A 13,431-nucleotide genomic window follows, 5' to 3' on the forward strand; every position below is an offset into this window, starting at 1 on the left:
GGGCCATGCACAGCTCAGCCGTCCCCTCGATCCCGATCAGCCCCGTGCTGTCGCTCGCCGCCTTCCGGCGCGGCAGCGGCGCGCGCGTGCGCTCGGTGCTCGATGTCGGCCAGCTGCGCTACGTGACCAGCGGCCGCATCGCGATCGGGCTGGCGCTGCGCGAAATGGGCGTGGGCCCCGGCGACAAGGTGCTGGTGCCGGCCTGGCACAGTCCATCGATGATCCCGCCGGTGCTGTGGCGCGGCGCCCAGCCCGTGTTCTACCGCCTGCGCGCGGACACCTCGGTTGACCTCGACGACATCGCGGCGCGGCTCGATCCGGCAACCAAGGTGCTCGTCGTGACGCACTACTTCGGCTTCCCGCAGGCCGGGATGTCCACCATACGCGCATTCTGCGACGCGCGAGGGATCGGGCTGCTGGAGGATTGCGCGCACTGCCTGATCGGTGAGCAGCAGGGCCGCCCGGTCGGCGCCTGGGGCGATTACGCCATCGCCAGCAGCATGAAGTTCCTGCCGATATACGAGGGCGGCCTGCTGGTGTCGCAGCGCTACGATCTGCGGTCCGTCGAACTTCGCTCGGCCGGCTGGGCCTTCGAGACCAAGATCGCGCTGGCCTCGCTGGAAAAGAGCTTTGCCCACGGGCGCATGGGCGCGGCGCGCGCGGCGCTGTGGCTGCCGATGAAGGCCAGGGACGCCGCCTGGCGCCTGCTCAAGGCGCGCCGCCCGGCCGGCACGCCCGGCCTGTCGCCCGATTCATCCGACAGCAGCTTCGACTTCGATCCGCGCTGGCTGGACAAGCGCTCCTCATGGTTCGCACGCGTGATGACGCGGCGCGCATCCCTCACCCGCATCGCGGAAAGCCGCCGCGCCAACTATGTGCGCATCGAAGCAGCCCTGCGCGGCCAGCCCGGCGGACATCCGCTGCACGGCGCGCTGCCCGCCGGCGCCTGCCCCTGGGCCTTTCCCTTCGTGGCCGACGATGCGGAGCGCCTGTGCGAACGCCTGCGCGCGGCCGGCGTGCCGGTGGTCGGTTTCGGGCGAAAGCTGTGGCCCGGCATGGACGGCGGCGCCTGCGCGGTCAGCGAAGACCTGTCGCGGCGCGTGCTCGGCTTCCCCTGCCACCAGGAGCTGCGCGAACAGGAACTGTCGTGGATGATCGACCGCATCGGGGAGGCGCTGGCGCCATGAGCTGGACCATCGTTCCCGCGAGCCGCTTTGGCGAATACGCCTCGCGCTGGCGCAAGCTGCACATGCGCTGCGGCGCGCCGGCGCTGCTGGCGGTGGACTTTATCGAGCCGCTGCTCGCACAGTTCGGCACTGGCGCCGAGCTACTGGCGTGGCATGAGCGCGACGGCGTCACCACTGCCATGGCGCTGGTCGCGCCGGCCGGCCGTGGCAGCTGGTCGACCTTCCAGCCGCCGCAGGCGCCCATCGGACCATGGCTGCAGCAGCCCGGCGAAGATGTCGAACAGCTCGCGCTCGGCCTGATGCGCGGCCTGCCGGGTTTTCCGCTGGTGTTCGGCCTGACCCAGCTCGACCCGATGCTGCTGCCGCGCCCCGCCGACACGCCTTCGCTGCGCACGCTCGACTACATCTCCACCGCGCGCGTGACCATCGCCGGCGGCTTCGACGAGTACTGGAACGCGCGTGGCAAGAACCTGCGCGCCAACCTCAAGAAACAGCGCGCGCGCCTGGCCAGGGATGGCGTCGCGACCCGGCTGGAAATCTGCCGCGATCCCGCCGCCATGGCGCAGGCGGTCGAGGACTTCGCCCGGCTGGAATGCGGCGGCTGGAAGGCCGCGCGCGGCACCGCCGTGCAGGCGCGCGACGCGCAGGGCCGCTTCTACCGTGCGATGCTGGAGCGTTTCTGTGACCGGGACGCGGCCAGCGTCTACCGCTATCATTTCGACGAGCAGCTGGTCGCGATGGACCTGTGCGTGGAAGACCGCGACAGCATCGTGGTGCTCAAGACCAGCTACGACGAGCGCGTCCCCAACGGCCTGTCGCCGACGCTGCTGATGCGCGAGGAAGCCTGCCGCCGCTTGTTCGGGGAGGGCCGCTTCGAGCGGCTGGAATTCTACGGCCGCGTGATGGAATGGCACCTGCGCTGGACGGAGGAGGCGCGCACTATGTACCATGTGAACTGTTACCGATGGCCGGGGATGCGCCGCCTGCACACGCTGCTGGAAGCGCGCGCACGTTCCCGCCAGGCCGCGCACAACGCTCCATGAAAGCCGCTATGTACCTGAACGATGTCAAACAAGTCCTGATCGATGTGCTCAACCTCGGCCCCGCCGGTGAACAGCTGACCGCCGCTTCGCCCCTGCTGGGCAGCCTGCCCGAACTCGATTCGATGGCGGTGGTCACCCTGCTCGGCGCGCTCGAAGAACGCTTCGGCATCGAGGTGGACGACGACGACATCAGCGCCAGCACCTTCGAAACGCTGGGCAGCCTGGCCGCCTTCGTCGAGCAGAAAGCAGGATGAACAATGGCGCCTCCCGAGCATCGGGCAACTGCGGCGCCAGCTGAACCCTTCTTCCTGGAAGGCGGCGCCGGGCCGCGCTTCTGCCTGTTCCACCGTCCCGCCGGCGCCTGCCGCGGAGCGCTGGTCTACATCCATCCGTTGGCCGAGGAGATGAACCGCACGCGCCGCATGGCCGCGCTGGCCTCGCGCGCACTGGCCGCCGGCGGCATCGCGGTGCTGCAGGTGGACCTGCACGGCTGCGGCGACAGCGGCGGCGACTTCGGCGATGCGAGCTGGGACAGCTGGAAGGCCGACGTGGCGCTGGCGCATGGCTGGCTGCGTACGCGCCTCGATTGCCCGGTCGGTTTGTGGGGACTGCGACTGGGCGCCCTGCTCGCCCTCGATTGTGCGCGCGGGACCCGCGCCGATCGCCTGCTGCTGTGGCAGCCGGTCACCAAGGGATCCAACTACCTGACGCAAGTGCTGCGCCTGCGCCTGGCGGGCGAGCTGCTGCAAGATGGGGGCAGCAAGGCTGACACGGCGGCACTGAAAGCCGCATTGCTCGGAGGCGCACCGCTGGACGTGGCGGGCTACACGCTGTCACCGGCGCTCGCGCTTCCAGTCGACGCGCTCGACGCATCCGTGCTCGTGCCGCCCTGCCCGGTCCACTGGTTCGAGGTGGCGGGCACGCTGTCGCCGGCCGCCACGCGCACCATCGACGGCTGGCGCGCAGCAGGCGCCAGCGTGCAGGCGCACATCGCGCCTGGCCAGCAATTCTGGGCCACGCCGGAAATCACCGAATGCCCGGCGCTGGTCGAGGCCACCGTCAATGCCTGCCGCGAGACGGCCGATGCCTGAGGAACGCGCACTCGCCTTCCAATGCGGCAGCGACTGGCTGTACGGCGTCGCCAGCCTGCCGCCCGAGCCATCCGTGCGCGGCGTGCTGATCGTGGTCGGCGGACCGCAGTACCGGGCCGGCAGCCACCGCCAGTTCACGCTGCTGGCGCGCAGCCTGGCCGGCGCCGGCATCCCGGCGATGCGCTTCGATTACCGTGGCATGGGCGACAGCGAAGGCGCGATGCGCGGTTTCGACGAAGTCAACAAGGACATCCGCGCCGCCATCGACCGTTTCTTCGAAGAGGCGCCCGGGATGTCGGAAGTGCTGCTGTGGGGCCTGTGCGACGGCGCATCGGCCGCCGCGATGTATGCGCCGCGCGATGCACGCGTGGCCGGCCTGGCCCTGCTCAATCCCTGGGTGCGCACCGAGGAAGGCGCGGCGCGCGCGACCATCAAGCATTACTACGGCGCGCGCCTGCTGCAGCGCGAGTTCTGGAACAAGCTGCTCGCAGGCCGCTTCGATGCGCGCGGCGCCATTCGGTCCTTCGCCGGCTTGCTGCGATCGTCGCGGCGACATCAGGAAAGCCAGGATCTGCCTGACAGGATGCACAATGCGCTCAGCACTTTCCGTGGCCGCGTGCTGCTGATGCTGAGCGGCGCCGACCTCACTGCGCAGGAATTCTCGGACCTGTCGAACCAGGCGAAGTGGAAAGGGCTGCTGGCCGCGAAGCGCTTCGAGCGCCACACGCTGCCGAAGGCCGACCATACCTGTTCGCGCCGCGAATGGCACGAGCAGCTCGCGGCCTGGACCATGGCCTGGGCGCGCGCCTAGCGCACGCAGTAGCCGAAATCCTCGAAGGCGCCGTAGCGCGCCCAAACCGGCCGCGGACGGCCGCACATGTCCACCGATGGCGCGCTCAGGGCACGGCGCGGCGCCTCGCCCTTCCAGCCAAGGTCCAGCCCCTGCACGCCCGCGAACAGCTTGCGCACCGGATGGTAGCCCGCGTACAGGTAGGCGATCGGCGTGTCGAGGTTGTCGAGCGCGCGCACGCGGGCGCCGTCGCGGGCGCGGATCGTGCCGTCGACCAGGTTGCCGATGACGTCGGCGCCGCTCTCGGGAAAGCGCACGTCGATGCCGCCGGTGTCGAGCAGGGTGTTGTGCACGATGCGGCTTTCGGCGCCGCTGTTGACGTAGATGCCGGCGTCCGAGCAGCCGGCGACGAGGTTATTGCGGATCAGGCCGTGATCCTGCTCGGTGATGCAGCGGCCGTCGCGGCACTCGGACCTGGCGGTGCCGCCGCCGCCGAAGGACAGGCCGATGCGCTGGCCCGGCTCGCCCTGCAGCCGTTGTTCGCACAGCACCGCATTGTCCTCGAAAGTGGTGCCGGCGCCGCCGCCTTTCGCGAACGCGCCGTAGCTGGTGCGGTCGCCTCCGGCCTTGACGAAGTCCGCGATCAGGTTGCCATGGATGGTCCAGCCGCTGGCCGCGACCAGGTAGATCGGCGCCACCGGCCCGGCGGTATGGCGCGGCGCGCCGTTGGCCAGCGTATTGTGGTCGACCAGGCCGCGGTCGGGAAAGCGGCCGCCGCTGCCGTTGATCTTCAGGTGGGTGTTGAAGTCGCGGATGGTATTGTTCACCGCCGAGAAGTGGTGGCCGTTGCCGCTCACGTGGAACGCTTGCTCGCAGGCCGAATCGATGCGGCACACGCCTCGGACCGACAGGTTCTCGAAGCGCCACCACGGCTGCTCCACTGCGAAGCCGACGCGCGCGTCGAACTCGATCAGCACCGAGCCCGGTCGTTCCGCCTTCAGCGTGATCGGCGCGTCCTCCGTGCCCTCGCCGCGCACCGCCAGCGTCTCGCTGAAGCGGTAAGTGCCCGGCAGCAGGGTGATGATGTCGCCCGGCTGCGCGTCCGCCAGCACCGCGCGCACGTCGGCCTCGTTGCCGGCGAAACGGTGTGCGCGCCGGCACGCCGGATCGTCAAGGCAAGGCAAGGGCTGGCGGACCTGCAGCGGCTCACGCTGCGCGCCGGCGGCCAGCGGCGGCAGCAGGTAGGGCTGGCGTTCGCCGCGGTCCAGCGCCAGCAGCACCTTGCGCACCCAGGCGCCGGCCCCCGCCACCAGCCCCGCGCCGTCGGGCCCCAGGTAGGGGCCGAGCGCGCGCGGCGCCAGGCCAAGTCCCTGCACGTAAAGCGCGCCCCCGCTCATCATCGTCAGGCCGAACAGCGCCAGCAACGATGTCAAGCGCAGGGCGCGCGGGTTCATGCGGCTGCCGCGGCAGTTTTTATCGCGTGCCGGCTCATGAGGTCATACATCGTGGGGCGGCTGATGCCGAGCAGTTCGGAGGCCTTGACGATATTGCCGTCGACCCGGGCCAGCGCCTTGACGATGGCCTTGTACTCGGCATCGTCGCGCACCTGGCGCAGGTTGATCGGCTGTTCCGCCGCCGCGGTGTCGGGCAGGCCGAGGTCGTCGGCGGCAATCGAGGGACCGTCCGCCATGATCACCGCGCGCTTGATGCAGTTCTCCATCTCGCGCACATTGCCGGGCCAGGCGTAGGCCTCGATGGCCGCGATGGCGTCGGGCGAGAAGTGCAGCGCCGCGCGCGACTCCTGCGCGCAGAACTTGTTCTTGAAGTGATGCGCCAGCAGCGCCGCGTCGCCGTCGCGCTCGCGCAACGGCGGGATGTTGACCACGATCTCGGACAAGCGATAGTACAAGTCCTCGCGGAAGCGGCCCTGCGCGCACAAATCCTTGAGCTTCTGGTGGGTGGCGCAGACGATGCGCACGTCCACCGGGATCTCCTCGTGGCCGCCGATGCGCTCGATCACGCGCTCCTGCAGGAAGCGCAGCAGCTTGGCCTGCAGCGCCATCGGCAGGTCGCCCACTTCGTCGAGGAAGAAGGTGCCGCCGTTGGCCAGCTCCACCTTGCCCTTGGTCTGCTTGGCGGCGCCGGTGAAGGCGCCCCTCTCGTAGCCGAACAGTTCACTCTCGAGCAGGTTCTCGGGAATCGCCGCGCAGTTGATCGCCATGAAGCGTTGGCCCGCGCGGGGGCTGAGCTGGTGCAGCGCGCGCGCCAGCACTTCCTTGCCGGTGCCGCTTTCGCCCAGCACCATCACCGAGGCCGAGGTCGGCGCCACCTTCTCGATATTGCGGCAGACCTTGAGCATGCCGGCGTCGCGGCTGATCACCCCGGCCAGCGGCGAGTCGGCCTGCACGGTCTGCATGCGGCGGTTCTCGCGCTGCAGCTCGTTCAGGAAGAAGGCGCGTTCGATCACCAGGTTCAGGATGACCGGATCGCAGGGCTTCTGGTGGAAATCGTAGGCGCCCATGCCGATCGCGCGCACCGCGTGTTCGTGGTCCTGGTTGCCGGTCAAGACGATCACGCGGGTGTCCGGCGCCATGGCCAGGATCTGCTGCAGGGTCGCCATGCCTTCGGTCGCGCCATCGGGGTCGGGCGGCAGGCCGAGGTCCATCGTCACCACCGCCGGTTCATGGCGGCGCACCTGGGCCAGCGCGCTCTCGCGGTCGCCGGCCACCACGACGTCGTAGGCGTCCAGGCTCCAGCGCAGCTGCTTCTGCAGGCCCGGATCGTCTTCAATGATCAGCAGTTTCGGTTTTGCTTGGGTCACGGTGCTTCCTTGTTTCATGCGGCTTGTTCCAGAATGGCCCGCGCCTCTTCCTGGTAGAGGGGCAGGATGACGTTGAACGTGGTGCCAAGGCCGGGCGCGCTGCTCACTTCCAGCGCGCCGCCCAGCTCATGGATGTATTCGCGGCTTTCGAAGACGCCGATGCCCATGCCGGCCGACTTGGTCGACTCGAAGGGCGTGAACAGGCGCTCGCGGATGAACTGTTCGCTCATGCCGGCGCCGGTGTCGCTGATCTCGACCGACACCCGGCCGCCGGCGGCGCCGACGCGGATCGTCACCTCGCCGCTGCGCGGGGTGGCCTCGATCGCGTTCTGGATCAGGTGGCCGAGCACGCGCTCCAGCCGTTCGCTGTCGGCCACCACGTACAGGCCGCCGGCCTTGACCTCCAGCCGCGGCCTGGGCTCGAACGCGGCCTTGAGCGCGACCGCCTGGCGCACCACCTGCTCCACCGCCAGCGGCACCGGTTTCTCGGGCCGCGCGGCGCGGCCCAGTTTTTGCAGCAGAAGCTTCATTTTCTGGACCGAGTAGCTGACCGTCTCCTGCATATCGCGCTGGAATTCGGGATTGTCGCGGTGGCGCTCGGCGTTGGAGGCCATCAGAGACAGCTGCGCGACCAGGTTCTTCAGGTCGTGCACCACGAAGGTCGACATGCGGTTGAACGATTCGAACTGGCGCGCCACCATCAACGCGTTGGCGGCGTCCTGCTGCGCGAGATAGCTGGCGGCCTGGCTGCCGGCGATGCCGAGCAGGTCGATCACTTCCCAATTGAGCTTGAGCGGGCTGCGCGAGTTCTGCAGCACCACGAAGCCGAACAGGCTGCCCTGCAGGACCAGCGGCACCACCAGCCGGCTGCGCGGGAAGCTGTCGATCCAGTCCGGGACCGCGAGACCGTCGTAGCGGTCGGGGTGGCGCGCGCATTCGGTGAGGTCGACCACCCAGCGTGTCGAGGCGAGGAACTGGCAGAACGGTGAATCCGCATACTCGCAGGCCCGCGCGGCCGGCGCATGCCAGTGGGCGACCGGCTCGAAGCGGCCGCCCTCGCGCCGCTGCCACAGCACGCCGCCGGGGCTTTCGACCAATGCCGCCACCGCTTCGATCGCGCGCTCGGCCAGGTTCGGCCCCGGCGCCGACAGGGTGCGCGTGAAGCGCATCCACTCCTCGCGGTAATCGTAGTCGTAGCGGTAGAAGTGCTTGCTGATGAAAACCTTGAGCCAGGAGCGGAAGGTCCCCGAGAACAGGATCCCGGCCAGCAGCACGATCGCGCCGAACAGGAAGGTCACCTGCATCACCGTGCCCCAGCTGCCGCCGAAGAAGCGCAGGTAGTAGCCGGCCAGGCCCATCGCCAGCAGGTAGGCGGCCGATCCGAACAGCGCGGCCGAATGGAACATCACGCGGCGCGACAGCGCCAGCGGCGAGGTCCACGATTTGCTGCGGCCCATCGACACCGCCAGCAGCGGCACGGTCAGCGCGTTGACGATGCCACGCGCGGCCCAGATGTCCGGGTTCGCCTCGCGGAACAGCATCGTGTGGCTGTACATATAGAAGTCGTAGGCGAACATGCCGCCGATGCCGAGGCAGGCGAACTTGATCGCCCAGCGTTCCGGCACCGACTTGTTGCGGTAGACCTGCTCGATCAGCTGCATGCCGTACACCGCGAATACCACGTGCGCGGCCACCGTCGGCAGCAGGCCGAGGCTGGAGAACGGCGGCAGGTCCCAGTAGTGCGCCAACGTCGCGCCCAGCAGCAGCGCGTACAGGCAGCCCATCGCGAACAGCGAACCGCGCAGGCCGAAGGGCAGCTTGCTGCACGGGTCGCGGTAGTGGCCTCGCAGGCCGAGCAGGAACACGGTCCAGCCGGCGTCGCGCACGATCTCGAGCGCGCCCGTGACCGAGGACCAGATCACCAGCTGCGAGGCCCACCACGCGTGCGCGCCGGCCCAGGCGGCCGACAGCACGCAGGCCAGGGCCAGCATGCGCCCGTGCTGGCGGGCGTTCCAGCGCAGCAGGACCGGCATCCCGAGCACCAGGAAACAGACGGCGGCCAGCGCGTAGCTATAGGCGGCGATACTCGTCACGATGCACCCGAAGGATCAGCGGCAGGGCCTCGCGGCCCGGCCTGGTAAAGCGTTCAGCGGCCGCTGCGGAACAGGACCACCTTGAGCGTGTCGATCAGGATCAGCACGTCCAGGAACAGGCTGTTGTTCTTCACGTAGTACAGGTCATACTGCAGCTTCTGCAGCGCGTCTTCGGCGGAGGAGCCGTAGCCGTAGCGCACCTGGGCCCAGCCGGTGATGCCCGGCTTGATGCTGTGCCGGACGTTGTAGTACGGGACCACCTCGATCAGCTGCTCGACGAAGTAGGGCCGCTCCGGGCGCGGGCCGACGAACGACATCTCGCCCTTGAACACGTTGACGATCTGCGGCAGCTCGTCGATGCGGGTCTTGCGCATGAAGCCGCCGATGCGGGTGACGCGCGGATCGTTCTGCGCGGCCCACTGCGGCTTGCCGGGCTTCTCGGCGTCGGCGCGCATGCTGCGGAACTTGAGCACGCGGAAGGTCTTGCCGTCCTTGCCCACCCGTTCCTGCGAATAGAACACCGGGCCGCGGTCTTCCAGCCACACGGCCAGCGCGGCCAGCAGCATCACCGGGAAGGTCATCACCATGATGATCGAGCTGCACACCAGGTCGAAGGAACGCTTCATGAAGGTGCGCACGAAGCTCTGGTCGAAGCCGCCGCCAAACACCAGCCAGCTCGGTTGCAGCGAGTCGACCCGGATCTGGCAGGTTTCGCGCTCGAAGAAGGTGGCGGCATCGGTCACCTTCACGCCCTGCAGTTTGCAGTCGAGCAGTTCCTTGATCGGGAATTTGGTGCGGCGGTTCTGCACCGACACCACGATTTCCTCTACCCCATGCTTGCGGGCCAGCTTGGCCAGGGATTCGCCTTCGCGCACCTTGAGCAGGCTGGCGGCCGGCACGCACACTTCTTCCGAATCGTTGGGCACGAAGCCGGCGATCTTGTAGTGGTGGTAGCGGGTGGTGCTGAGCGCCAGGTCGCTGCACTCCTTGGCCAGCGGGCCATTACCAACGAACATGATGCGCGACTGGATCAGTTCCGAGGTTTTCAGGAAAACGATGCGGGCGATGAAAATGCCGATGGCGGCGATCGCGAACACCATCAGCAGGATGCTGCGGCCGAAGGCCAGGTCGGGCGCCAGGTAGAACAGCAGGGTCAGGATGAAAAAGCCCATCACGAAGGACGGCATCAGCTGCAGGAAGATCGACTTGCGGCTGCCGCCGTCGCTGAAATTAAGCTGATACATGCCCATCGCGCTCATGCTGAACACGACCGCGGTGGTGAAGGCGATCGCCGAGGTGAAGAAATGATGCAGGTGCCCGGGCGTGAATACTTCGCCGGCGCCCAGGTGGCGCACGGCCGCACCGGCATAGGCGGACCCCATCAGCACCAGCAGTTCGACGAATAAAAGTCCGAAAACGATCTTCGAAACGTAGTGATTAGATATCCTAAGCACGTCAGCCTCCAGAATTCTTGTTGTTACCTGGTACCACGCGTTCACCCTTGCCGTGCAAGGTCGCTGATGTACCAATCCATTGCCTGCTTCAATCCATCCCCGATCCGGTGCGTCGGCTCGTAGCCGAGCATCTCAGCGGCCTTGGAAACATCAGCTTGCGAATGCCGTACGTCGCCTGGCCGGAAGTCGACGTATTGCGGCTTGTGGTCCGCCACGTGCGCAAAGCGCTCGCGCAGCAGCGTATGCATCATCTGGTACAGCGCATTGAGCGAGGTGCGGTCGTTCAGGGCCACGTTGTAGACCTGGTTCACCGCTTCCTTGTCCGCCAGCGCCGCCAGCAGGTTGGCCTGCACCGTGTTATCGATGTAGCAGAAATCGCGGCTGGTTTCACCATCTCCGTTGATACGCAGCGGCTGGTTTTTAATCAGCGCCGCGATCCATTGCGGAATCACCGCGGCATAAGCGCCGTGGGGATCCTGGCGCGGACCGAACACATTGAAATAGCGCAGGCCGATGGTCTCCATGCCGTAAGTGCGGCCGAAGACATTGGCATACAGCTCGTTCACGTATTTGGTCACTGCATAGGGCGACAGCGGATTGCCGATCTGGTGCTCGATTTTCGGCAGCGCCGGATGGTCGCCATAAGTGGAGCTCGATGCGGCGTAGATGAAGCGCCTGACTTTGGCGTCGCGCGCGGCGACCAGCATGTTCAGGAAGCCGGTGATATTGGTTTCGTTGGTGCCGATCGGATTGTCGATCGAGCGCGACACCGATCCCAGCGCAGCCTCGTGCAGCACGAAATCGACGCCTTCACAGGCACGCACGCAATCGTTCAATTCGCGGATATCGCCTTCGATGAAGGTGAAATTGCGCCATTGCGCGGCATCGACCAGGTCGCGCACCTGGTCCAGGTTGTGCTGGTGACCGGTGGCGAAATTATCCAGGCCGGTCACGCGCTGGTCCAGCTTGAGCAGGGTTTCCACCAGGTTCGAGCCGATGAAACCGGCCGCCCCCGTCACCAGCCAGTGGTAGCGGTGTTGGCGCAGATGCTGTTCGACGTCTTTGAGCTTTTTCACTTTAGGGACACTTTTCTAGGTGATGCCTTGCTCCGGGCCGGCGCCGCGACGATGCGGCAGCCGGTCCACCGGTAATGCTTACAGCCGCCAGACGCAAAAGCCGGCTTCGCTGATCGCCTTCGGATCGAAATGCGATTTCACGTCGATGAAGCAGCCGCCTTCGTTCAGCTTCGATTCGAAATCTAGCAGCGAACGCGCCAGCACTTCCTCGTGCGGCACCGCCACGATCAGGGCGTCGGCTTTCGGCAGGCTGTCCCAGCTTTGCAGCTTGATGCCGTATTCGTGCTCGGATTCGGCGCCGTCGGCGACCGGATCGTGCACGTGCACTTCGCAGCCGTAGCTTTCCAGCTCATGGACGATGTCGGCCACTTTCGAATTGCGCAGGTCCGGGCAGTTTTCCTTGAACGTCAGGCCGATCACGTTGACCTTCGAGCCCTTGACGTGAAAGCCGCAGGAGATCATGTTCTTGACCGTTTTCTCGGCCACGAATTTCGCCATGCCGTCATTGATGCGGCGGCCGGCCAGGATCACTTGCGGGTGGTAGCCGATCATTTCGGCCTTGTGGGTCAGGTAATACGGATCGACACCGATGCAGTGGCCGCCGACCAGGCCCGGACGGAACGGCAGGAAGTTCCATTTGGTGCCTGCCGCTTTCAGCACTTCCAGCGTGTCGATGCCGACTTTGTCGAAAATGATGGCCAGTTCGTTCATCAGCGCGATATTCAGGTCGCGCTGGGTGTTTTCGATGACCTTTGCTGCTTCCGCCACCTTGACGCTGGAAGCACGGTGCACGCCGGCGGCGACCACGGATTCATACAGCTGCGCCACGCGCTCCAGGGTTTCCTCGTCGTCGCCGGAGACCACTTTCAGGATCGTGGTCAGGCGGTGCTCCTTGTCGCCCGGGTTGATGCGCTCCGGCGAAAATCCGACGTGGAAATCCTGTTTCCATTTCATGCCGGAGTATTTTTCCAGCAGCGGAATGCACACTTCCTCGGTGGCGCCCGGGTACACGGTAGATTCGTACACCACGATCGCGCCCTGTTTCATGTGGGTGCCGACGGTCTTGCTGGCGCCTTCGAGCGGCGTGAAATCGGGGTTGTGGGCGATATCGACCGGGGTCGGCACGGCCACGATGATGTAGTCGGCCTGCGACAGCTGCGACGGATCGTTGGTGACTTCCAGGTGGCGCGATTCCTTCAGTTCCGCCGTCGACACTTCGCCGGTCGGATCGATAAAGCGCTTGTAATTCTCAATTTTGGCCGAGGACAGGTCAAAGCCAATTGTCCTGCCCTTTTTGCCAAATTCGACTGCCAGCGGCAAGCCGACATAGCCCAGACCTACTACTGCGACGACCTCATCTGCTTTCATCATCGGTTCCGTTCTCAGAATCAAATTCGCTTCGAGCATTCGTTCGGGCCGATATTGCCAAAACGATACTGCGCAAATCATCAGGTTAATATCAAAAATATACTAACCGGCACTGCATCGACGACCCGCCGTAGCCACCGCAAAACGAGGCGGTTCAAGCAAAAACCAGGCTTGTCGTCTCTGGTTCGCAACGAAACGTTGCCAAAATCGCAGTTACCGAGAAATTTCTTCCACTTGCTCAGCAGGTGGCCTGTGCTTGGGCTGATCGGCATTTGTCAAATTAGACTTATCTTCCAAGCAACAGTGCTGCAATATTAGCATTTTCTAATTTTCAAGTTCCGGAGTGAATTGAATCGTGCGCACCCTCTTTGAACTGTTGAGTAATCGTAGTTCCGGAAACCAAGCAGATGGCGCACGATTGGATGAGCTACGGCATTGCTTTTTAGAAATAAACTTGGAAATCCGGCACTGTCCGGATGGGGCGGAGGGAGGCGCGGCGCCGGAATCG

The 13,431-nt window shown here is 66.1% G+C and carries 11 protein-coding genes; 5 read left to right on the plus strand and 6 right to left on the minus strand.

What is annotated here, in order from left to right:
- Positions 1-5 precede the first annotated feature (5 nt).
- The 5 genes from NX778_RS12820 to NX778_RS12840 are packed head-to-tail and all read left to right on the plus strand — an operon-like array spanning position 6 to position 4,132.
- Entirely contained in the window at positions 6-1,187 is a 1,182-nt protein-coding gene (locus tag NX778_RS12820) for an aminotransferase class I/II-fold pyridoxal phosphate-dependent enzyme (protein ID WP_258812132.1), read from the plus strand.
- Positions 1,184-2,230 carry a GNAT family N-acetyltransferase gene (locus NX778_RS12825; RefSeq protein ID WP_258812133.1) on the plus strand — a complete coding sequence of 349 codons (1,047 nt, stop codon included), beginning with the start codon at positions 1,184-1,186 and terminating at the stop codon, positions 2,228-2,230. The genes NX778_RS12820 and NX778_RS12825 overlap by 4 nt, the downstream gene beginning before the upstream one ends.
- Positions 2,231-2,238: 8 nt before the next feature.
- The gene (locus NX778_RS12830; RefSeq protein WP_258812134.1) at positions 2,239-2,484 is read left to right on the plus strand and encodes an acyl carrier protein; all 246 of its coding nucleotides are present in this window, start codon (positions 2,239-2,241) and stop codon (positions 2,482-2,484) included.
- Positions 2,485-2,487: 3 nt separating this feature from the next.
- Positions 2,488-3,321 (plus strand): hydrolase 2, exosortase A system-associated, encoded by an 834-nt coding sequence (locus tag NX778_RS12835; protein ID WP_258812135.1) that lies wholly within the window; start codon positions 2,488-2,490, stop codon positions 3,319-3,321.
- The gene (locus NX778_RS12840) at positions 3,314-4,132 is read left to right on the plus strand and encodes a hydrolase 1, exosortase A system-associated (RefSeq protein ID WP_258812136.1); all 819 of its coding nucleotides are present in this window, start codon (positions 3,314-3,316) and stop codon (positions 4,130-4,132) included. The genes NX778_RS12835 and NX778_RS12840 overlap by 8 nt, the downstream gene beginning before the upstream one ends.
- Here the strand turns inward: NX778_RS12840 and NX778_RS12845 are convergent.
- The 6 genes from NX778_RS12845 to NX778_RS12870 all read right to left on the minus strand — a co-directional run bounded on the left by NX778_RS12845 (position 4,129) and on the right by NX778_RS12870 (position 12,923).
- Positions 4,129-5,565, minus strand: a complete 1,437-nt coding sequence (locus tag NX778_RS12845; protein ID WP_258812137.1) for a chondroitinase-B domain-containing protein — start codon at positions 5,563-5,565, stop codon at positions 4,129-4,131. The two genes, NX778_RS12840 and NX778_RS12845, sit on opposite strands and share 4 nt — an antisense overlap.
- A complete protein-coding gene (gene prsR, locus NX778_RS12850) occupies positions 5,562-6,932 on the minus strand; it encodes a PEP-CTERM-box response regulator transcription factor (protein WP_258812138.1) in 1,371 nt (456 codons plus the stop codon). The genes NX778_RS12845 and prsR overlap by 4 nt, the downstream gene beginning before the upstream one ends.
- 14 nt (positions 6,933-6,946) lie before the next feature.
- Positions 6,947-9,025: an XrtA/PEP-CTERM system histidine kinase PrsK gene (gene prsK, locus NX778_RS12855; RefSeq protein ID WP_258812139.1), complete on the minus strand. Its 2,079-nt coding sequence runs from the start codon at positions 9,023-9,025 to the stop codon at positions 6,947-6,949.
- A gap of 53 nt (positions 9,026-9,078) precedes the next feature.
- Positions 9,079-10,479, minus strand: a complete 1,401-nt coding sequence (locus tag NX778_RS12860) for a TIGR03013 family XrtA/PEP-CTERM system glycosyltransferase (protein ID WP_258812140.1) — start codon at positions 10,477-10,479, stop codon at positions 9,079-9,081.
- A gap of 41 nt (positions 10,480-10,520) precedes the next feature.
- Entirely contained in the window at positions 10,521-11,555 is a 1,035-nt protein-coding gene (locus NX778_RS12865) for an SDR family oxidoreductase (RefSeq protein WP_258812141.1), read from the minus strand.
- A 78-nt stretch (positions 11,556-11,633) separates the two neighbouring features.
- Complete coding sequence (locus tag NX778_RS12870; RefSeq protein ID WP_258812142.1) at positions 11,634-12,923, minus strand: nucleotide sugar dehydrogenase; 1,290 nt, start codon at positions 12,921-12,923, stop codon at positions 11,634-11,636.
- Between the last annotated feature and the right edge of the window lie 508 nt (positions 12,924-13,431).

Source organism: Massilia terrae, from assembly GCF_024753145.1.
GTDB lineage: Bacteria > Pseudomonadota > Gammaproteobacteria > Burkholderiales > Burkholderiaceae_D > Telluria > Telluria terrae.